The sequence below is a fragment of the Rhodanobacteraceae bacterium genome (assembly GCA_024234055.1).
Classification (GTDB): domain Bacteria; phylum Pseudomonadota; class Gammaproteobacteria; order Xanthomonadales; family SZUA-5; genus JADKFD01.
This window is the reverse complement of record JACKOW010000002.1, coordinates 49,694-70,071: the sequence shown is the minus strand read 5'-3', so window position 1 is coordinate 70,071 and position 20,378 is coordinate 49,694. Positions and strand designations below refer to the sequence as shown.

At 62.4% G+C, this 20,378-nt stretch carries 16 protein-coding genes; 10 read left to right on the top strand and 6 right to left on the bottom strand.

Going from position 1 to position 20,378, the window contains the following annotated elements; translation table 11 throughout:
* Positions 1-402 precede the first annotated feature (402 nt).
* Together H7A19_04655 and H7A19_04650 are read right to left on the bottom strand one after the other, a co-directional pair.
* Positions 403-918 carry a transposase gene (locus tag H7A19_04655; protein ID MCP5474113.1) on the bottom strand — a complete coding sequence of 172 codons (516 nt, stop codon included), beginning with the start codon at positions 916-918 and terminating at the stop codon, positions 403-405.
* Positions 919-1,121: 203 nt separating this feature from the next.
* Positions 1,122-1,622: a hypothetical protein gene (locus H7A19_04650; GenBank protein ID MCP5474112.1), complete on the bottom strand. Its 501-nt coding sequence runs from the start codon at positions 1,620-1,622 to the stop codon at positions 1,122-1,124.
* Positions 1,623-2,383: 761 nt separating this feature from the next.
* On the opposite strand from H7A19_04650, the gene H7A19_04645 reads away from it, so the two are divergent.
* The 8 genes from H7A19_04645 to H7A19_04610 all read left to right on the top strand — a co-directional run bounded on the left by H7A19_04645 (position 2,384) and on the right by H7A19_04610 (position 13,689).
* Positions 2,384-3,352, top strand: a complete 969-nt coding sequence (locus H7A19_04645; GenBank protein MCP5474111.1) for a WYL domain-containing transcriptional regulator — start codon at positions 2,384-2,386, stop codon at positions 3,350-3,352.
* A gap of 399 nt (positions 3,353-3,751) precedes the next feature.
* Positions 3,752-4,009, top strand: a complete 258-nt coding sequence (locus H7A19_04640) for a winged helix-turn-helix domain-containing protein (protein MCP5474110.1) — start codon at positions 3,752-3,754, stop codon at positions 4,007-4,009.
* On the top strand, positions 4,009-4,287 hold the full coding sequence (locus H7A19_04635) for a WYL domain-containing protein (GenBank protein MCP5474109.1): 279 nt from the start codon (positions 4,009-4,011) through the stop codon (positions 4,285-4,287). The genes H7A19_04640 and H7A19_04635 overlap by 1 nt, the downstream gene beginning before the upstream one ends.
* A 640-nt stretch (positions 4,288-4,927) precedes the next feature.
* The gene (locus H7A19_04630; protein MCP5474108.1) at positions 4,928-6,574 is read left to right on the top strand and encodes a type I restriction-modification system subunit M; all 1,647 of its coding nucleotides are present in this window, start codon (positions 4,928-4,930) and stop codon (positions 6,572-6,574) included.
* A complete protein-coding gene (locus tag H7A19_04625; GenBank protein ID MCP5474107.1) occupies positions 6,564-7,865 on the top strand; it encodes a restriction endonuclease subunit S in 1,302 nt (433 codons plus the stop codon). Before H7A19_04630 ends, H7A19_04625 begins: the two co-directional genes overlap by 11 nt.
* Positions 7,866-7,876: 11 nt before the next feature.
* Positions 7,877-8,977: an SIR2 family protein gene (locus tag H7A19_04620; protein MCP5474106.1), complete on the top strand. Its 1,101-nt coding sequence runs from the start codon at positions 7,877-7,879 to the stop codon at positions 8,975-8,977.
* A 9-nt stretch (positions 8,978-8,986) separates the two neighbouring features.
* Positions 8,987-10,396, top strand: coding sequence for a putative DNA binding domain-containing protein (locus H7A19_04615; GenBank protein ID MCP5474105.1), 1,410 nt, complete (start codon positions 8,987-8,989; stop codon positions 10,394-10,396).
* Positions 10,397-10,503: 107 nt separating this feature from the next.
* Positions 10,504-13,689, top strand: coding sequence for a type I restriction endonuclease subunit R (locus tag H7A19_04610; GenBank protein ID MCP5474104.1), 3,186 nt, complete (start codon positions 10,504-10,506; stop codon positions 13,687-13,689).
* 958 nt (positions 13,690-14,647) lie between these two features.
* On the opposite strand, the gene H7A19_04605 is transcribed toward H7A19_04610, so the two are convergent.
* From H7A19_04605 to H7A19_04595, 3 genes are all read right to left on the bottom strand, one after another.
* Positions 14,648-15,070 (bottom strand): hypothetical protein, encoded by a 423-nt coding sequence (locus H7A19_04605; protein MCP5474103.1) that lies wholly within the window; start codon positions 15,068-15,070, stop codon positions 14,648-14,650.
* A 517-nt stretch (positions 15,071-15,587) separates the two neighbouring features.
* Positions 15,588-15,908: a hypothetical protein gene (locus H7A19_04600; GenBank protein MCP5474102.1), complete on the bottom strand. Its 321-nt coding sequence runs from the start codon at positions 15,906-15,908 to the stop codon at positions 15,588-15,590.
* Positions 15,909-15,911: 3 nt separating this feature from the next.
* A complete protein-coding gene (locus tag H7A19_04595; GenBank protein MCP5474101.1) occupies positions 15,912-16,088 on the bottom strand; it encodes a hypothetical protein in 177 nt (58 codons plus the stop codon).
* A gap of 108 nt (positions 16,089-16,196) precedes the next feature.
* Between H7A19_04595 and H7A19_04590 the strand changes: the two genes are divergently transcribed.
* Entirely contained in the window at positions 16,197-17,153 is a 957-nt protein-coding gene (locus tag H7A19_04590) for a transposase (protein MCP5474100.1), read from the top strand.
* A 249-nt stretch (positions 17,154-17,402) separates the two neighbouring features.
* Here the strand turns inward: H7A19_04590 and H7A19_04585 are convergent, their stop codons facing one another.
* Positions 17,403-17,777, bottom strand: a complete 375-nt coding sequence (locus tag H7A19_04585; GenBank protein ID MCP5474099.1) for a hypothetical protein — start codon at positions 17,775-17,777, stop codon at positions 17,403-17,405.
* A gap of 436 nt (positions 17,778-18,213) precedes the next feature.
* Here H7A19_04585 and H7A19_04580 point away from each other — a divergent pair, with 436 nt between their 5' ends.
* Positions 18,214-20,358, top strand: coding sequence for a hypothetical protein (locus tag H7A19_04580; GenBank protein ID MCP5474098.1), 2,145 nt, complete (start codon positions 18,214-18,216; stop codon positions 20,356-20,358).
* The last annotated feature ends 20 nt before the right edge of the window (positions 20,359-20,378 follow it).

Sequence of the window (20,378 nt, the reverse complement as noted above, 5' to 3'; positions counted from 1 at the left end):
GCAGGCGCCCAGCCCGATGAGCCGCGCGGCACAACGGCTCTTGTAGCCCGAACTGCGCGCAGCGCTGTCCGGGCGGTGACGCGGAAAAGCCCCGCTGAGCCGCTGCGCGGCACAACGGCTCCTGTAGCCCGAACTGCGCGCAGCGCTGTCCGGGCGGTGACGCGGAAAAGCCCCGCTGAGCCGCTGCGCGGCACAACGGGCTACAAAAGCTCCTGTAGCCCGAACTGCGCGCAGCGCTGTCCGGGCGGTGACGCGAAGAGCCCCGCTGAGCCGCTGCGCGGCACAACGGGCTACAAAAGCTCCTGTAGCCCGAACTGCGCGCAGCGCTGTCCGGGCGGTGACGCGGAAAAGCCCCGCTGAGCCGCTGCGCGGCACAACGGGCTACGAAGAGCTGGGTCGGCTCTACTCCAACTCCATGGTCGAAACTCCTACCGGCGGCACGTGTCCCCAACCGGGCAGGTACCACGCCAGCGCTTGATAGCGCCGGAACGAGGTGTACGGATAATCTTCCGGGCGTGCCGTCAGGCCGTGCTTCACTGGGTTGTAGTGCACATAGTCCAGATGCCGACGAAGATCGTCTTCATTGCGAATCACGTGATCATAGAAGCGACGTTGCCACAAATTCTGGAGCCCGTGGCGCCGAACCATCCGCAGCTTGAGCGATTGAATGAACGCGCCGAAATCCGTGGATCCGTGAACGATCAGATGCAGATGGTCCGGCAAGATCACATGGGCGAAAACGCGCATCCCGAATTCGACTCGCAACTCCGCGATCACTTCGAGCAACAGCGGCTCAAGCCCCGCCAGCAGCGGCAATCGGTGACGCGTCACCTGAGTGACAAAGACGGGTCTACCCTCAGGATCAATTCGGCGCACGTTCTGCATGCTTGGCAGCATTTCATTCGCAAGCCAGTCCACGAACCGGCATTTCCCTGAAATCGCCGTAGGAAATTTCCGACAAAAGCCCCGCTGAGCCGCTGCGCGGCACAACGGGCTACGAAGAGCAGGAGCCTCGGCCGTTGTAGCCCGAACTGCGCGCAGCGCTGTCCGGGCGGTGACGCCACCCAAAAGAAAAAAGCCGCTGGAGCGGCTCTTTCTGCACATCACTGATCTTGGCAGCCTCAGGCTGCCTTTGGTAGCGGTGGCGTTTCCGCCGCCTCATTCGACTTGGGTGCTCGCCTGGTGCGGGAGAACCGTCCAGACAGATCACGTCGCAAGCCCTCCAGACCTTCGCTGCGACCAGTAAGCTTCAGCAGCCCGTAGGCCTGCAAGGCCACCGTCATGATGTCGTTGCCCAACGCCGCATCGGTATCGTTGCCACGTTCGCACAAGCGGGTGATCCGCGTCAGGATCGGACGCAGCTGATCCAGCAGTTTCAGATCGGTCAGTGCCGATCCGACCGGAATATTGGCCGGGATCATCTGCGGATTCTGGCTGATGATCTGCAAGGCCTGACGGCTGAAGCTTTCGCTCTTCACTCCCATCCGCTGCATGCGACGCTTGTCGCCCTGGGTGAGGGCCACCAGGCCCGCCAGTTCGGTTTCCAGTGTCGTCAGCGCCGCGTCCACGGCAACGATCTGGGCTTCGGTGAGAGTGAGGTTCACGAGATTTTGAATCGACATGTTGACTTTCCTTTTTGGTTTCTTTCGAGATGCGGCGGTGCCCCTTGGCGCCGACCGCCCCCCGGGCAGTGCGTCCGGGGTGAGGCTATTCAACCGGCGCGCCATGTCAGCCGGTGAAACGCGGGTTAAATGTGTCTGAACGGAATGCCTGGGCGCTTCGTTATCGGGACCGAAACATCCAACGATTGCGTTCGGCACCCCATCGATGGGCCAGCCGTACTCGTCAATGGACGCCGTTCGTCTGCGTTTGGGCCAGCGAGGCTCATGCTGGAAGCTCGCCGGTCCATCGTTGGGCCAACCACACTCGCCGATGGACGCCCCGCGCCCGCTCTTGGGCCAGCCGCGCTCGCGCTTGAACCTCGCCCGCCCAAAGATGAGCGCCGCGAGCTCAACGGTGGGCAGGGCGACCCCCAACGATGGACGCCGCCAACCCGAATTCGGGCAACACGCTGCCCGACGATGGGCGCCGACGGTCCAACGATGGACGCGCCCAGCCCAAGGCTGAGCAAATTCCGTTCAACGATGGACGCCGCCAGCCCACCGATGGTCAAGGCACGGCCCAACGCCGAACGCTGCCAGCCCATCGCAGAGTCCGACAGCCTCAACGACGGCCGTCGGCAGCCCAACGATGAAAGTGGCCAGTCCAACACTGCGGCTCGCTTCCACGCACACGTGCGCAGGCGGTCATTGATCGGCGCCACATTGCCGCCACGCCATCCCAACGGCAACATCCTCCCACCCACCGCACCCAACCCCGCCCCATGGAACGCACCGAACGCATCGCCCTGTTGCACGGCTTGCTGAGTCGAAATCGCTACGGATTGAGCAATGACCGGCTGATGCAGGAAGCCAACTGCTCGCGCTCCACGCTCTACCGAGACCTGAGCTTCATGCGCGACACCCTCGGCGCACCGCTGGAGCACGAGGGCGATCCCGCCCGGGTATGGCGCTACGTCTACCAGGGCGCCGATACCTTCCAGCTGCCCGGCGTATGGCTCAGCGCCGACGAGCTCTACGCACTGATGCTGGCCCAGCAGGTGCTGCAACGCAGCGGTGCCGGCCTGCTCAGTCAGGCACTCGGACCCTTGCAACCGCGCATCCACAAGATCCTGGGCGACAAGGCCCGCCGCCTGGACCGATTGCGCGTGCTGCGCACCCAGGCCCGCAACGCCAATCAGAGCGTCTTTCGCATCGTCACCGAAGCCGTGCTCGAAGGCCGCCAGCTGCGCTTCACCTACGAAGCCCGCTCCACCCAGCAAGATCGCGAACGCCTGGTATCACCGCAGCGGCTCACCCACCACCGCGACAACTGGTATCTGGACGCCTGGGACCCAGCCCCCGCCGCCCTGCGCCGCTACGCCCTGGACCGCATCCGCAAGCCCGAACTCACCGACCAGCCCGCCCACGACATCCCCATCACCCAGCTCGACACCCATCAAGCCGCCGGCTACGGCATCTTCGCCGGCCCGGTCAGCGCCACCGCCACCATCCGCTTCAGCCCCCACGCCGCCCGCTGGATAGCCGACGAAATCTGGCACCCCAAACAACGCCAGCGAGTCCTCCCCGACGGCAGCCTGGAACTCACCATCCCCTACGCCCAGCCCCGCGAACTGCTGATGGACATCCAACGCTACGGCGCCGACGCCGAAATCCTCGCCCCACCCGAGCTACGCCAGCAGATGCGGGACACGCTGATGGCTGCATTGGAGCGGTATCCGAAGCCGGAGTAGGGTGATCCGCCGGAGGTTAATCCGCCGATCAGGCACACTCGACGCCACCCGATTTCAAGGAGAGCCAAGCTTGCTCAACGGCTTTTCCCACCCCCGCTGTTGGAGTGCCCTGCATTTGGCCCCAGCCATGCCGGGATTGCTCACTTCCCGCCAACGTGGTCCGAAAAAGGCGATTATTCCGGGGTGCATCACCAGGAGATCGCGGTCGCATGAGCCGAGCGTACCATCCGCCATTCACAGTGACCGCCAAGGCCATTGCGCAAGCGGCGGCCGTTGCCGAGCAGATCGGTCGGCTGGGCACTGAAAAGGGGCCGGGTGGTGCACGCACATCAAGAGGCTTACTACCAGGCGCTGAGAGACAGCACTCGCGCGAGCGATTGCGCGGTGTTCATCGAGTTCATGTTGGAAAGGCTGCTCGAAGCCATCGCCGCTGTGTCCGAAACGCCGGTGAAAACGCGGGTGAAAACGCCGGTGAAAACAGACGCGCAACTGCTGGCTCTGCTACGCCGACAGCCCACCCTGACCCTTGCAGACGCGGCAGCGCACCTGGGCAAGTCCGTCAGCGCCGTTGAACGCCTGGTACGCAAGCTGCGCGAAGCTGGCCGACTGCGTCATGTCGGCCCGCAGAAGGGAGGCCATTGGGAAGTGCTGTCTTGATGTCAAAGGCGAAATGTAGGTGTCGCCAGCACCATCCACTTCACACCCCCGCCGTCCGCTGGATAGCCGACGAACACCGGCACCCCGCCCAGCGCCGGCGACAACTACCCGACGGCAGCCTGGAACTCACCATTCCCTACGCCCAGCCCCGCGAACTGCTGATGGACATCCAACGCTACGGCGCCGACGCCGAGATCCTCGCCCCACCCGAGCTGCGCCAGCAGATGCGGGAGATGCTGGTGGCGGCGCTGGCCAACTATCCCCAGCCAGCCAAGTAGAGTAGGGCGCGCCGCCACCCGGGATCACCGAGTTGCACTCGGCGCTCTTGATTCCCGATGGCTGGCCAGCAGACCCGCAGGGCGGGACCCGCCCGCGAAAGGCTCGCACTTCGCGAAACCACGCCGCCGGCGGATCCCGCCGCCCATCCTCCGAACACCCTGCCAACAACCCTATGACCGCGCGCGACACGTGTGCGCGAAAGCAGGAAAGCAGAAGCAGGCCGAGTACCTCCAATAGCGTGGTGCTGAGGAGAGCGAAGCTCAGCACCAGGGTTTCGAACCCGCGGCGATGATGGCCAGCACACCGATCGCCCCGGCTCTGGTGTGGCGGCGCTGCGTGCTGACGCTCTTAGGTGGCCATACGCAATCGCAAAAGTCGCCACTGGCGGACCCCAACTGAGACTATCGTTGCCTTTGCGACACCTAACCCCTAATCCCGCGATCGCACCGGGACACGTGCGCTAACGAAGCGGACAAGCGGATGGCTCGGTTGGTTACGCCAATGACGGAAGTAAAAGGCAATATCGGGGTTTGATAACTGTGCGATGTTTGGGTGTGCTCCGATTTCCCCAATCCAAGCGGGCTGCTGGCAGACTGCGACCCAGGGTAGCAGCGCCACGACCCCACAGCCGGATTTCCGATGAATAACGAAGAACAACAGTTCCTAAACGACCTCGACAAGAAGCTCTGGACCGCAGCCAACAAGCTGCTGCCGATGCTCGACGCCGCGGTCTACAAGCACGTCGTCCTCGGCCTCATCTTCCTGAAATACGTGTCCGACGCCTTCAAGGAACGCCACGCCGAGCTGGAAGCCGCTTTCAGGAACCCGGCGCACGATTACTATCTGGGCGACGACGCCGGCGACCTGATCGGCGGAGAACTGGAAGCCCGCGACTACTACACCGAGAAGAACGTCTTCTGGGTGCCGGCATTGGCGCGCTGGGACTTCATCCAGTCGCACGCCAAGGTCGCGTTGGGCGCCAAGGTGCAGGTCACAAACGGCAAGACCACGGAGTACGAGTTCAAGGGCATTGGCCGGCTGCTGGACGACGCGCTGGAGGCGGTGGAGAAGGAGAACCCCAAGCTCAAGGGCGTGCTGGAGAAGGACTACGCGCGCAAGCAGATCGACTCGGCGCTACCTGGGCTGATCGACCTGATCGCCGAGGTCCCCTTCCACCACGGAACGCTCAAGGCTAAGGACATCCTCGGCCATGTGTACGAGTACTTCCTCGGTGAGTTCGCCATCGCGGAAGGCAAGAAGGGCGGGCAGTACTACACGCCCAAGAGCATCGTCACCACTATCGTCGAGATGCTGCAGCCCTTCCAGGGCCGCGTGTACGACCCCTGCTGCGGCTCGGGCGGCTTCTTCGTGCAGAGCGAGAAGTTTGTCGAGGAGCATGGCGGCCGTGTGGGCCAGCTTTCCATCTACGGCCAGGAGTCCAACCCCACCACCTGGCGGCTGGCGTCGATGAACATGGCCATCCGCGGCATGGACTATGACTTCGGCAAGGAGCCGGCCAGCACCTACACGCGCGACCAGCACCCCGACCTGCGCGCCGACTTCATCATGGCCAACCCACCCTTCAATATGAAGGAGTGGAACGCTGGCGTGAAGGACGACGACCCGCGCTGGAAGTACGGGATACCGCCCGCGGGTAACGCCAACTTCGCGTGGATGCAGCACATGATTTACCACCTGGCGCCGCAGGGCAGCATGGCGCTGCTGCTCGCCAACGGCTCGATGAGCAGCAACACTAACAACGAGGGCGAGATCCGCAAGGCCATGGTCGAGGCCGACCTCGTGGAGTGCATGGTGGCGCTGCCCGGCCAGCTCTTCACCAACACGCAGATCCCGGCGTGCATCTGGTTCCTTGCGCGCAGCAAGGCCGAGCGGGGCAGCGGCGAGTTGCGCTGGCGCGACCGCGCGGGCGAAACGCTCTTCATCGACGCCCGCAGCCTGGGCTACATGAAGGACCGCGTGCTGCGCGATTTCGGCGCCGACGACATCCGCAAGATCGCCGGCACGTTCCACGCCTGGAAGCGCGGCGAGGGTTATGCCGACGTGCCCGGCTTCTGCAAGGCCGCGAAGCTGGACGACATCCGGAAGCACGAGCATGTGCTTACGCCAGGGCGATACGTGGGCGCGGCGGAGCAGGAGCCAGACGGCGAGCCGTTCGAGGAGAAGATGGCGCGCCTGACAGGCCAGCTCGATGCGCAGTTTGGCGAGAGTGCGCGACTGGCGAGGGTGATTCGCGAGAACTTGGCGAGGTTGGGATATGGCAGCTGACGGCTGGCTCCAATCGCCATTTGCCGAAGTCATCGACTTTCAGGAGGGTCCAGGGATTCTTGCGAAGGACTTTCGGGATCACGGCGTCCCGCTCGTACGGTTGGCGGGGCTTGGCGCGGGTAAGTCAGTATTGGCGGGCTGCAACTACTTGGATCCAGAGACGGTCGCGCGGAAGTGGTCGCACTTTGCGCTTCAAGAGGGCGACATCTTGCTTAGCACGTCTGCTTCACTGGGGCGAGTAACTACTGTGGGAGCTGATGGCGTCGGTGCGATCGCCTACACGGGGATCATTAGGATGAGGCCACGAGACCATCGGGTGGTCGCCCCGTTTATCCGATATCTATTGGCGGGGCCCGAGTTTCAACGGCAGGTGGAGGCCGCCGGAGTCGGAAGCGTTATCAAGCACTTCGGTCCGATGCACCTGCGACGCATGAGCGTTCAACTGCCGCCCCCAAACGAGCAAAGCGATATCGCCCACATTCTCGGCACGCTCGACGACAAGATCGAACTGAACCGCCGGATGAACGAAACGCTGGAGGCCATCGCGCGGGCGATCTTCAAGTCCTGGTTCGTCGACTTCGACCCCGTCCGCGCCAAAGCCAGCGGCGAGCCGCCCGAGTCCGTGTGTCGCCGCCTCGGCCTCACCCCCGACCTCCTCGCCCTCTTTCCTGACCGACTCGTCGATTCCGAACTCGGCGAGATTCCGGAGGGGTGGGCGGTGAAGTCGCTCGACGAAATCGCCAACTACCTCAATGGACTTGCGCTCCAAAAGTACCCGCCCGAGAGCGAAATCGAGTGGCTGCCCGTCATCAAGATCGCGCAGCTGAAAAGCGGATCGTCGGTGGGCGCCGACCGGGCTTCGCACAGACTGGACCCGGACTACGTGGTCGACGACGGAGATGTGCTTTTCTCCTGGTCAGGTAGTCTCGAGGTCGATGTCTGGTGCGGTGGGCGCGGCGCGTTGAATCAACACTTGTTCAAAGTCACCTCCAAGAGCTTCCCGAAGTGGTTCTTCTTTCACTGGACCAGAGAGCACCTCGCGCACTTCCGAACCATCGCCGCCGGCAAAGCGGTCACGATGGGGCACATCCAGAGAAAGCACCTGACTGAAGCGCTCTGCGTCGTGCCGAGCGGCGCGCTGATCAAAGCGGCGGACAACATCGTCGCGCCGATGCTCCAGACCGTGATCGAAAACAGGCGGCAGGCGCGAACACTTGCCGCCACTCGTGACACGCTACTCCCGAAGCTCCTTTCCGGCGAACTCCACGTTCCGCTCGACGGTGCCGCATGAGTTCTGCCGACATGCGAGAAGATCCTCTCGTTCGCGAGGCCATCAGGCTCCTCAACGAGGAGTACGAGGCAAACAAGGACTTCAACGAGTCGTTCGAGGCTGACGAGCCAGTCCGGATCGGCAGGCTCGAGTTTCCCAAGAGTAGGGCGTTGTTCTGGCTGGATCGCGATGCCTACTACGAAGCCCAGGAGGAGTGGAAAAACGACTCGCTCCAAGATCAGCACGAACTGTGCTTCACGCTGCTGCGCGCCAACGGGCTAGAGACGCCTTTCTCTGAGCTGGCCGCAGCCGTCGAGCGCGGTCGCGTCGTGCCCTTCGTCGGCGCTGGCATGTCCAGGCCCATGGGAATGCCATTGTGGGGCGACGCACTCCGAGAACTCCTGGGCCGCATGCCCGGCGCAAATATCGCTGCTATCAACGCGCAAATCGACACGGGCCAGTACCTGGCGGCAGCTCAGGCGTTGGTGGAACACGATGCCGTGAAGGCGGAGAACTTCGTGAGCACGAAGTACCGAGTACAGAGGATCAAGTTGGCAGGGCCGATGATGCTGCTGCCCCGCGTCGCCAAAGGCTGCGTCATCACCACCAATTTCGACGACGCAATCGAGCAGGCCTACGGGCACGATGACGTGCGGTTCGACGCTTACATGCATGGCAAGCAGGAGCACAACTTCTTCCGGCGCCTAGTGCGTGGTGACCGTTGCTTGCTGAAGCTTCACGGCGATGCGGACAACCCCGCCACCCACATCCTTACGCAGGCACAGTACGCGGAGGGCTATGGCAAACCGTTCGATTTCCAAAAACCCCTGCCGAAGGCGCTGCGGCAGGTGTTTGTCTCGCAGTCGCTGCTGTTCCTGGGATGTAGCCTGGAACAGGATTGGACGCTGGAGTTGTTCGAGAAGGCCAAGCAGGCTGATGAATACGCCATCCCCAACCACTACGCGATCCTGCCCGCGCCCGCCGACGCCCAGGCCAAGCAGAAAAAAGAGACGCGGCTGCTCAAGTTGAACATCCAGCCGCTGTGGTACCCAGACAACGAACACGCCTTCGTCGAGCGCTACTTGCAGCTCATCATCGATGTGGCCGAGCGCCGCATCAGCTACAACGGGTGAGGTCGCGCGATGCGCACGACCGTCCAGCAAATAGACCTCTGGCGCCAGGCCCCGTCCGAGCATCAACGTCTGGAGTTCAAAGAGGCGAAAGAGCAGTTCGACAGCCGCAAGCTGGCCGAGTACTGCGTGGCGCTGGCCAATGAGGGCGGCGGCGTGCTGTTGCTCGGCGTGGCAGATCGGCCGCCACGTGCCGTGGTGGGCACGCGGGCGTTTGCTGACACCGTGTCAGCGGCGGAGAAGCTGTTCCAGGGACTGGGTTTCCGCGTGGACATCGACGAGGTCTCGCACCCTGACGGGCGGGTGCTGGTGTTCCATGTGCCCTCGCGTCCGCGCGGCACCGCCTACCACCACGATGGCAAGTACCTGATGCGTGCCGGCGAGGCACTGGTGCCCATGAGCGAAGACCAGTTGCGGCGCATCTTCGCCGAGGGCCAGCCAGACTGGCTGGAGGAACCGTCGCGCGTGGGACTCGACGCGCAGCAGGTGGTGGAACTGCTGGATACACAAACCTTCTTCGAGCTGTTGAAACTACCGTACCCGACGGAACGCCGCGGCGTCCTCGACCGGCTCATCCGTGAGCGGCTGGTCGACGAGCTTGATTGCAGCTACACGATCCGTCGGCTCGGTGCGGTGCTCATGGCGCGACGGCTGGAAGACTTTCCAGAAGTGGCACGCAAGGCGCCGCGCGTTGTGGTCTATTCCGGTGATTCGAAGCTCGAAACGCGGCTCGACCGTTCGGCCAACCAGGGTTACGCGGTGGGATTTCAGAACCTGGTGCGCTTCGTGATGTCGCACCTGCCCCAGAACGAGGTCATCGAGGATGCGCTGCGCAAGGAGGTGAAGCTGGTGCCGGACGTAGTGATGCGGGAGCTGATCGCCAACGCGCTGATCCACCAAGACTTCACCATGCAGGGCGCGGCCGTCGCGATCGAGCTCTACCGCAATCGCATCGAGATCGCCAACCCCGGCGAACCGCTGGTGCCGGTGGAACGCTTCATCGACGGTTATCAGTCGCGCAACGAACGGCTGGCCGACTTGATGCGGCGCATGGGCATTTGCGAGGAGAAGAGCAGCGGAATCGACCGTGTCGTGCACGCCGCCGAGGCCTACCAACTTCCGGCGCCGGACTTTCGTGTGCAGTTGCGGCGCACGGCAGTTACGATCTACGGGCCGCGTCCTTTCGAGCAGATGGACCGCAACGACAGGGTGCGGGCCTGCTACCAGCACGCTTGCTTGAAATGGGTAATGTCGCAGCGCATGACGAACCAATCGTTGCGCGAGCGCTTCCATCTGGGCGAGGACAAGGCAGCTACCGCTTCGCAGGTGATCGCCGCGACGATTGAGGCTGGATTCATCAAGGCGGACGAGAGTGTCGGCGGCTCCCGCAAGTTCGCCCGCTACCTGCCGTTCTGGGCCTGAGGTTCTTTAATCGTGATCCGGGTGGAGACTGGACTGGTGCCAAAAGGATTATCTGAATCAATGAGTTGCTTATTTAAGGCTTTCCCCAGCCATGGGCGTGCAGCGCCATGACTGAAGACCAGCTTGAACAACTCGCACTGACCTGGTTCCAGGACGCCGGCTGGGAATATCGCCATGGCCCCGATTTGGCGCCCGATGGTGAAACACCGGAGCGCAGCGACTATCGGCAGGTGGTTCTCACCGGCCGCCTGCGAGAGGCGCTGCAGCGGCTGAACCCCGGTGTGCCAGATAGTGTGCTCGACGAGGTGCTGCATCGGGCGACCAAGCTGCATGAGCCGTTGCTCATCCAGAACAACCGGCGCTTCCACGAGGCGCTGGTGGACGGCCTGCCGGTGGAGGTGGAGCAGGACGGCCACAAGCGCGGCGACCGGGTGCGGTTGGTCGACTTCGAACACCCGCAGGCCAACCGCTGGCTGGTGGTGAACCAGTTCACCGTGCAGGGCAGCAAACAGCCACGTCGGCCGGACCTGGTGTGCTTCGTCAACGGGCTGCCGATCGCAGTGATCGAGCTGAAGAATCCGGCCGCCGAGCAGGCCGACATCTGGTCGGCCTTCAACCAGCTTGACGCCTACAAGGCCGAAATTGCCGACCTCTTCGTGTTCAACGAGGCGCTAGTGATCTCCGACGGGCTGCACGCGCGGGTGGGCTCACTCACGGCCGACCGCGAGCGCTTCTTGCCGTGGCGCACGGTGCGCAACGAAAACGACCGGCCGCTGCTGCAGTTCGAGCTGGAGAAGGTGGTGCGAGGCTTCTTCGCCCCCGAGCTGCTGCTCGACTACCTGCGCTACTTCGTGCTGTTCGAGCAGGGCGATGACGGCGTCGTGAAGAAGATTGCTGGCTACCACCAGTTCCACGCGGTGCGCGAGGCGGTGCGCGTGGCGGTGATCGCGGCGACGCAGGCGCCGGCGACGGTCAATGAAGTGCGAGACGAGCGGGCAACCTATGGCAAGCGGGTGGAGCCTGGTTCGCGTAAGGGCGGCATCGTCTGGCACACCCAGGGCTCGGGCAAGAGCATGTCGATGGTGTGCTTCGCCGCCAAGCTGATGCAGCGGCCCGAGATGCAGAACCCGACTATCGTTGTGGTGACCGACCGCAACGACCTGGACGGTCAGCTGTTCCAGACCTTCATGGGCGCACGGGGGCTCTTGAAGGAGACGCCGCAGCAGGCCGAGGACCGGGATCAATTGCGCGCGCTGCTGGCCGGGCGGCCCTCCGGCGGCATCATCTTCAGCACGGTCCAGAAGTTTTCACCAGGCCCGGATGAAGAGCACTTCCCGCGGCTAACCGACCGGACCAACATCGTTGTGCTGGCCGATGAGGCGCACCGCTCGCAGTACGGCTTTCGCGCCGTCCTGGACAAGAAGTCCGGCCAGTTCAAATACGGCTTTGCCAAGCATCTGCGCGACGCGCTGCCGAACGCCACTTTCGTGGGCTTCACCGGCACGCCGGTGGAGACTGATGACAAGGACACACGCGCGGTGTTCGGGGATTACGTCAGCGTCTATGACATTCAGGATGCTGTGGACGACGGCGCGACGGTGCCTATCTATTACGAAAGCCGCCTGGCCAAATTGGATATCAACCAGGCCGAGATCGAGCAGCTCAGCAACCAGGTCGAAGAGATCTTCGAGGACGAGGAGAGTGTCGCGCTGCGCGAGGCGGCAAAGACGAAATGGGCCGCCTTAGAGAAGCTGGTGGGCGCGGACCCGCGCGTCCAGCAGGTGGCGGCCGATTTGGTGAAACACTTCGAGGCGCGCCTTGCCGCTGTGGACGGCAAGGCCATGGTGGTGGCGATGAGCCGACAGATCTGCGTGGACCTCTTCAACGCCATCACCGCGCTGCGCCCGGGGTGGACCGGTACGTTGCTGGCGGGTCAAGACGCCGACAAGCCCAGCCACTACAGCCCCGATGATGGCGTCGTACGCATCGTGATGACAGGCTCTGCCTCTGACGATGCGAAGCTGCGGCCACACATCTACAACGCCGGCGCGAAGAAGCAGCTGGAGAAGCGCTTCAAGGACCCGAAGGACTCGCTCAAGATCGTCATCGTGCGCGATATGTGGCTCACCGGCTTCGACGTGCCATGCCTGCACACGATGTACGTGGACAAGCCGATGCGCGATCACAACCTCATGCAAGCGATCGCGCGCGTGAACCGGGTGTTCCGCGACAAGGAAGGCGGCTTGGTCGTCGACTACATTGGCATTGCGGCCGAACTACGGCAGGCACTGAAGACCTATACCGAAAGCCGCGGCAAGGGCCAGCCCACGCTGGACACTGCCGAAGCGCTGGCCAAGTTGCAGGAGCTGATGGACGTGGCGCGCGGGCTGCTGCACAGATTCGACTATTCCGGCTACCGCACGCAGGCTGTTGCGCTGTTGATGCCGGCTGCAAACTTCGTGCTCGGGCTGGAAGGCGGCAAGAAGCGCTGGTTCGACGTGGTACTGGCCATCACGAAGGCGTTCTCGCTCTGCGGAACGCTGGACGACGCGATCGAGCTGCGCGAAGAGATCGCCTTCTTCCAGGCCGTGAAGGGTGTCATTGCGAAGGCCACCGAGACCGACAGGAAACTGTCGCAGAACCAGAAAAACGCAGTGCTGAAGCAGATTCTCGACAACGCCGTGGTCGCCGAAGGGGTAGAGGACATCTTCAAGCTCGCCGGCCTGGACCGGCCAGACATCGGATTGCTGTCAGACGCCTTTCTGGAAGAAGTGCGGCAACTGCCGCACCGCAATTTCGCGGTCGAGCTGCTGCAGAAGCTGCTCAACGACGAGATCAAGTCGCGCAGCCGGACAAACGTGGTCCTTGAGAAGAAATTCAGCGACCGGCTCGCGGCCGCATTGAACCGCTACCGCAGCCGCGCGATCGAGAGCGCGCAGGTCATCGAAGAACTGATCGCGATGGCCAATGAGCTCCGAGAGGCGGCCAAACGGGGCGAAAACCTGGGCCTGAATGAATCGGAGCTCGCCTTCTACGACGCCTTGGCGAACAACGCGAGCGCCGTTCGCGAGCTCGGCGACGAGGTGCTCAAGAGGATCGCATTCGAGCTGACCGAGAAACTGCGCAACAGCACGAGTGTCGATTGGCAGAAGCGCGAAAGCGTGCGGGCGCGGCTGCGCAACTTGGTACGGATCACGCTACGCCGCCACAAGTATCCGCCGGACATGCAGGAGGAGGCGATTCGCCTGGTACTGGAGCAGGCAGAGCGGTTGTCGGACGAATGGACGAGCTAAGCACACCGATCAGAATGGATGCCCGGGAGTTGCGAATGGGTCCGCCGGTGACGTTCGTCGCCCATCACCGGCCCGGGAGTTCGGCGTTCCGGCATCCCATGCGTACGGATTTCTGCGTGTTCGTTCTTTCCCCACGGGTGTCCGTTCTTTCTCCACGTCAAAGGCTTGGGCGCGCCAGTTTTCTGCTGGGACCAATCGAGGAGCCAGTGCTGTCGTGGGCGCTGCCGGGAATTTTCTGCAACTGACCTGGAGAGGAAAGTCAAGTGTGAAGGAGTCGCGCGCAGGGCGACCAACGTTGCTTGACTGAAGACCAAAGCATACTCAAACTCACCCACGCCTCGACTCAGCACCCCACATGTAGTGGACCCGACTGTTGCGGAACACATGGGTTAGTTGAGTGGCGGCCAAATGAATGGGGCCGAGAGATTGCAGTCTCTCGGCCCCAGCTGGGTCGTTACCCGGAGGTGACCCAGGTTGACGCGTTGAAGGTGTAACACCGCCGAGGCTACACGCCTTGAACGAGACTGCCAACGTTTCTGCTCACACTCCGGATCTTCAATTGGAAACAGGAGCAACCACATGGCAAGGTCAGTCAAACCAGGCGGAAATGCAGGAAGAGATGGAGGCGTCTACCAGGAAGTAGGGCCTCGCGGTGGGAAAGTCCCGAACTTCGCGACAATCCCGGATGGCCATCGCGCCCCCCCTACAACCAAACCGGGGCACCGGTGGGTGCAAACCGAGCGCACGCCTGACAGCAAGCGTAAGTGACGGGCTAGGGAATAGTCGAGTTGTACCCGTAAAGAGCATGGGCGCCCAATAGGGCGCCCATGTGCTGGATTCGCCGCGGGCTCATACAGCCCGCATAGGATGCGCTGATGCACAAAACGCATCTGCCCTGATCTGCGACGAACGAAATTCTGCTCGACGCCTATCCGTGGATGCTGAGGTTCGTCGCTCCCTACTGATTACCCAGCGCAGCATGCCGTGAGACGTCGAAGCAGACTGCCCCGCAGGTTGCTGTCGCCTTTCGGGCGGTAGCGGTCAAGACCCAACCATCCTCCTTGTGGGAGAGGGAGCAGGTTTTCGAAGCTCCACCATAACTGGATACGGTTGTCAGAACGCAGACATCTGTTTTCACGCCACCTGTAGTCGGATCCTGTGCGGAAATCGTCTTGTCGCTGTCCTTGTAGAGGACCTGCGCGTAGAGGGTCCGGGATAGGCTTATGTCATCAGCGACGATCGGCTTGTCAGGCAGATTCTTTGGATCTGCCTTGTCCCGTTGATCGTCCAGGTACCGCTTCCATTGGACCGATGCTGCGATTCCCGCGCAGATCACACTGACCAGGCCTGCGATCAGTGCCGCTTTGATCGTGTCATTCATCTGATGCCCCCCAATTGAAGTTGCCAATCGCCCGAGCGTGCTTCCGTTGTTGGCAGCGGAAACCTGCGCAAGGGTTGCGCTCAGAAGGAGGCATCAAGGTGGGAAATGTCTCACCCCGCATGGCAACTGACTTTGCAAGCCCGCGCAAAGCGCACCGTTCGACCGCCAGCGAGTAGCCCGGGTAAGCGCAGCGCACCCGGGACGGCCTGCAGCAAGAGCCCCGGGTGCGCTGCGCTTACCCGGGTACGCTGGATGGCGGGGCCGTGAGGGATGTTGCCGCCGCCAACTGCTTATCGCCTGGGAGAATCCGCTGTGACTCGACCCCGCCTTTGGCGCGGCTTGTCAGGCTGCTGCGGAGGCGAGTGGCCGTGGAAGGTGCGCGTCGACCGCGGCGAGTTTGCACTCAACCGAGTTCGGCCAGCACATCCCTGATCAGCCTTTCTTGCCGAGTCGTGGTGTCATCAGCACTGGCCGCGCAAGCGAGCGCCGCCTTGAATTGGTGGGCGGGAACCGTCAGCTATTCGCTGATGCGGCCCTCGGCGAGGTACCTGTTGAAGTCCCATGCGTCCAGATCATCGACCTTTCGCAAATCCAGCCACGTCTTGTGGTTCAGCACCTTGCCGGGGATACCAAGGAAGAAGCCGGGGTAGGGATCGCCGTGAAAGCAGGGCGGATCCTCTGGTCGCAGGCTTGCGTAGCGACTCGTCAGCAGTCTGATGACGATGTCGGTTGCCGGCGGTGCGGCCAGCACCAGGAAGTACTTGGGCTTCAGCTCGCCCGAATCCAGATCCATGTAGAAGCTGGAATCGCGGTAGATACGGCCGGCCTGCGCGTTCATGCGTCAGTGGACGTGGGCCAGGCGAATCGCTTCGAGTTCCGCGGCAGCCTCGCGGACGACTTCGCCATGCGGGTCGTCACTGCGAATGGCCAGCGAGTACGGGATGCGTTCCAGATTCCCGCGACCGTTGTCCCAGATTGCCGCCCACGGTCCGCGTTCCGCATGAGTGATGTTGATCATTGGCTTGGCGCGCACAACAACGGACACCCATTTTGTAGGATTTTTCGTACAGAACTTGGCGCCGATTTCCGACTGACATTCGGCCGGGTGGGGTGAATGATCGCTTTCATGACCTACGCCCGCTCCACTCTGATTCCCACCGGCTCGGCTGGCACTTTTCACTGCGTCTCGCGCTGTGTGCGTCGGGCGCTTCTCTGTGGTGAGGATCGGCTGACGGGGCGCTCCTTCGAGCACCGTCGGCAATGGGTGGAGGATCGTATCCATGAACTGGCCGGGATCTTCGGAGTGGCCATCTGGGGCTACGCGGTGATGAGTAACCATATTCACGTTGTGGTGCAGACCTTGCGGGCGGCGGTCGCGGGTTGGTCAGCCGATGAGGTGGCTGCCCGCTGGTTGCGCTTGTTTCCGCGCCAGGATCAGAACCCCGAGATGCGTGCCGAGGTGCTGGCGGGTGATGTGGAGCGCATCAAGGTGCTGCGCGAGCGTCTGTCGGATCTCTCCTGGTTCATGCGTTGCCTGTCGGAACCGATTGCACGATCGGCGAACAAGGAAGACCACTGCAAGGGTCGATTCTGGGAAGGTCGCTTCAAGTGTCAGATGCTGCTGGACGAATCGGCAGTGCTGGCGGCAATGGCCTATGTCGATCTGAATCCGGTGCGGGCCAAGCTGTGTAACACGCTCGAAGCCTCGGCCCACACCAGCGCCCGAAAACGGTTGAGCGCCATCGAGAGCGATGCGACTGTAGCCGAGACAGCCCTCGCGCCGATGGCTGGAATCCACGGATTCGGCGTGCTACACCTGACGCAAGTCGAATATCTGCAGTTGGTGGATTACACCGGCCGCCAGATCCGCGGTGACAAGCGCGGCGCCATTGCGGGCCCGGCACCCGCGGCGCTGGGTCGATTGGGATACCACCCGGACACCTGGACCCGCCAGGTGCTGGCGGTGAAATCCGATTACAGCCGAGCGATAGGCGCGGTCGAGAGCCTGGTCGAGAAGGCCGCCGAGATCGGCCAGCGCTGGCTGCGGGGCATCGCCACGGCGAGGCGGCTGGCAGCGGCGTAGCCTCGGGTTGCCCGACTACCCGTGCTGATTGCCAATGTCGGCAGGAATGATGCTGCGCGGGAAAGTCCGGGTTTAACCCGCCCAGGTCGGCAGCCGGTAACCATCTGAAGGTGCCGCATCGCGTCGCGTTCCGCAACACCTGATGCCACGTCCTTCAAACAGAGGCGCCCGAGTGGCGGTTCGGAGTCGATTGAAGGGTGAGGGTCATGGGTGTCCCCGGTCGGGCCTATGGGTGTCCCCGGTCGGGCCTCAGCGAGGTGGCTCGTTGGTTGAGGTGTCTTCCCCTCTTACCCGGCCCGTCATGACCGCCCACTCACCAAACTTGTCCTGATAGATGGCCGCCTCGCGTTTGCGTCGCACGGCATTGGTGGAATCGCTGTAATAGGTGCGGACGGTGAAGTCGACGATTGCGGCTGTGACCGCAGCACCCGGCGGAATGCCGTCGATCACATTTTGCTCGTTGGCGGGGTAGGTATTGCCGATCTTGATCTCGTTGAACTCAATCGTCGTCCGTGGTGAGAAGTCGTCTCCAGCTTTCTCCCAGGTTTCACGCATCGCGCGCTCAACGTCCTCGCGCGTCGGCTGCGCGTTGGTGTTGCCGCAGGCGCACAGCAGAATCACCATCAACACTGCAGCCAGGGCGTACCGAATTGCGCGCATGAGAATTCCTCGGTGATTAGGTTCGGCATCCTCAGAACAGACGCCCCTTGCAGCCGACGTAGCGGCCACGCAACCGGGTCAGAGGATCCTTGGCAGGATCTCCCAAGCTTGACGCTTCGGCAACCTATGCAGGCTATGCGGGCTGAAGAGTGTGCGCAGGGTGGGAATGCTGTTGGTTGGATTCAGTTGGGATCGGCTTTGTTTGACGATTCCTTACATTGTGCCCTAGCCTAGCGTGCCATTGATTGGAGGTTCTGAGAAGATGAGGAACGTGCAGCTGTGCCGCCTTGCGGTTGGGGTCGTCGGGTTGACCATTGGAAGTTTGACAAGCGCGGTCGGACTAGATGCTTCAATCGATGGCGCCGGTGTCACGCATGCACGAGATGTGGCAGCAGTTGCCATGGAGTCTGGAGTCATTTCCCCTATTCGCGCCGGAGCCGGGGATTGGACGGTCTTCGGGGGACTTCCTGACGGCTGCAACGGCAGCATCCAGGCTGCTGCGAAATTCGCCGATGGACGAATTGCAGTAGGCGGTGTTTTTTCACTCTGCGGCTCCGTTGCGGCGAACCGAATTGCTATCTATACACCGGCAACAGATTCCTGGAGCGGCCTGGCGACAGGGATACAACCTGCGACACAGACTGAGTTCATCCAGATCAACGCGCTCGCCGTCGTGGGTAACGACTTGTACGTAGGTGGCCAGTTCGAACGGGCTGGCGGCGTCACGGTGAACAATATCGCGCGCTGGGATGGCAGCGTCTGGACTGCACTTGGCAATGGCCTTGACCAGGGGGGACAAGTTGATGCACTGGCTGCGTCAGGCGGCTCGCTCTATGTGGGTGGCACCTTTGGCAGCATTGGCGGCGTGATCGCGCAGCGTGTCGCGCGCTGGGACGGCAACAGTTGGAGCAGTCTTGGAAGCGGCGCGAGCAACGGCGTGAACGGCAGAGTGTTGTCCATAGGCGTTTCTGGCGCCGATGTGTACGTGGGAGGCGGCTTCACACTAGCCGGTGGGATCACTGCGAATCGGGTTGCGCGCTGGGACGGACTCGGTTGGAGCGGACTTGGCAGCGGTGTGGGGAGTAGTGCTTCGGACGTGATCCAAACTTTGGCAGTGTCCGGCAACGTCGTCTATGTAGGTGGGCAGTTCACGCAGGCCGGCGGCGTCTCGGCACTTCGAATAGCGCGCTGGAACGGCATTAGTTGGAGCAGCATCTCAGGCATTCCTGGCGACGGCGTGAACTCCCGTGTTTACAGCCTGGCCGTCTCTGAAAGCTCGATCTTCCTGGTCGGAGCGTTCAGCCAAGCGGGCGGATTAGCTGCGAGCTACGCGGCACAGTGGGACGGGAACCAATGGCGCACCATGGGAGCCGGTCTGGACCGTCCGGCAGCTTCATTGCTGGTCGCGGGCGGCGACGTCTTCGCGTTTGGCGAGTTTCGGCGGGCGGGCGGTTCACTTGCGAACAACGCCGCGCGTTGGGATGGAATTCAATGGAACGTTATGGGCCCCTCGATCCAGACTCAGGGACTAAACGGTAGTGTAGGAAGCTTGGCAGTTTCGGAGAATGACGTCTTCGTAGGCGGCGGATTTACACAGGTGGGGGCTGTCGCAGCCAACTATCTTGCTCGATGGGATGGAAATGCCTGGAGCAGCCTTGGCGCCAATCCAGGCCAGCTGACCTCTGCGCTCGCAGTTTCAGGGGACGATCTTTTCGTTGGCGGCTTGTTTGGTCAGGCGGGCAATGTGCCTGCCAACAACATTGCACGCTGGAACGCGGGCACATGGAGCCCGCTCGGGAGCGGTGTCGGCATTGGCGGAAATTCGAGTAACGATGTCGGCGTTTTGGCGGTGTTCGGGAGCAATTTGTACGTAGGTGGCCGATTCGGTTCAGCGGGTGGACTCCAGTCGTCCAATGTTGCGCGTTGGGATGGCAACAATTGGCACAGCTTGGGACTTGGTATCGGCGGAAATTTTGTCTCAGCGCTGGCTCCGACGGTCGCGGGCGTCTACATTGGGGGCGTGCTCCCCAGCACCAACAATCTTGCGTTCTACGACGGTCAGAGTTTCAGCAGCGTGCCTGCCAGCGGCCCGAACGGACTCAGTGATAGCGTGACGGCATTGCTCGTTTCAGGCAGCAGTTTGTATGTTGCCGGATACTTCAGCGTCGCGGGCGGTGTTGCGGCAAACCATATCGCCCGCTGGGACGGGGCCAATTGGCATAGTCTGTCCAGCGGTGGGGGTAACGGTACAAATGGCGTAGTCAACGCGCTAGCGATGGTGGGTAATGACCTTTACGTTGGCGGCGCCTTTACTCTGGCTGGCGCCACGGCGGCCAATAATTTGGCGCGCTGGGACGGAAACAACTGGAGCTCATTGGGCAATGGCGTTGACAATGGCGTACTTGGCCAAGTGTTCGCATTAGCGGCATCCAATGGAAAGTTGCATATTGGGGGGTCTTTCACACACGCAGGTGGCCAACTCTCTTATGCCTTTGCGCAATGGGCGCTGCCTGAAGCGACATTATTTGGCGATGGATTCGAATGACGTGCTGAGAGTGCCTGTTT

Bases quoted from the DNA above. Each gene is read 5' to 3' on its own strand.
- H7A19_04650 (MCP5474112.1), bottom strand. From the start codon at position 1,622: ATGTCGATTCAAAATCTCGTGAACCTCACTCTCACCGAAGCCCAGATC.
- H7A19_04645 (MCP5474111.1), top strand. From the start codon at position 2,384: ATGGAACGCACCGAACGCATCGCCCTGTTGCACGGCTTGCTGAGTCGA.
- H7A19_04640 (MCP5474110.1), top strand. From the start codon at position 3,752: ATGTTGGAAAGGCTGCTCGAAGCCATCGCCGCTGTGTCCGAAACGCCG.
- H7A19_04635 (MCP5474109.1), top strand. From the start codon at position 4,009: ATGTCAAAGGCGAAATGTAGGTGTCGCCAGCACCATCCACTTCACACC.
- H7A19_04630 (MCP5474108.1), top strand. From the start codon at position 4,928: ATGAATAACGAAGAACAACAGTTCCTAAACGACCTCGACAAGAAGCTC.
- H7A19_04625 (MCP5474107.1), top strand. From the start codon at position 6,564: ATGGCAGCTGACGGCTGGCTCCAATCGCCATTTGCCGAAGTCATCGAC.
- H7A19_04620 (MCP5474106.1), top strand. From the start codon at position 7,877: ATGCGAGAAGATCCTCTCGTTCGCGAGGCCATCAGGCTCCTCAACGAG.
- H7A19_04615 (MCP5474105.1), top strand. From the start codon at position 8,987: ATGCGCACGACCGTCCAGCAAATAGACCTCTGGCGCCAGGCCCCGTCC.
- H7A19_04610 (MCP5474104.1), top strand. From the start codon at position 10,504: ATGACTGAAGACCAGCTTGAACAACTCGCACTGACCTGGTTCCAGGAC.
- H7A19_04605 (MCP5474103.1), bottom strand. From the start codon at position 15,070: ATGAATGACACGATCAAAGCGGCACTGATCGCAGGCCTGGTCAGTGTG.
- H7A19_04600 (MCP5474102.1), bottom strand. From the start codon at position 15,908: ATGAACGCGCAGGCCGGCCGTATCTACCGCGATTCCAGCTTCTACATG.
- H7A19_04595 (MCP5474101.1), bottom strand. From the start codon at position 16,088: ATGATCAACATCACTCATGCGGAACGCGGACCGTGGGCGGCAATCTGG.
- H7A19_04590 (MCP5474100.1), top strand. From the start codon at position 16,197: ATGACCTACGCCCGCTCCACTCTGATTCCCACCGGCTCGGCTGGCACT.
- H7A19_04585 (MCP5474099.1), bottom strand. From the start codon at position 17,777: ATGGTGATTCTGCTGTGCGCCTGCGGCAACACCAACGCGCAGCCGACG.
- H7A19_04580 (MCP5474098.1), top strand. From the start codon at position 18,214: ATGGAGTCTGGAGTCATTTCCCCTATTCGCGCCGGAGCCGGGGATTGG.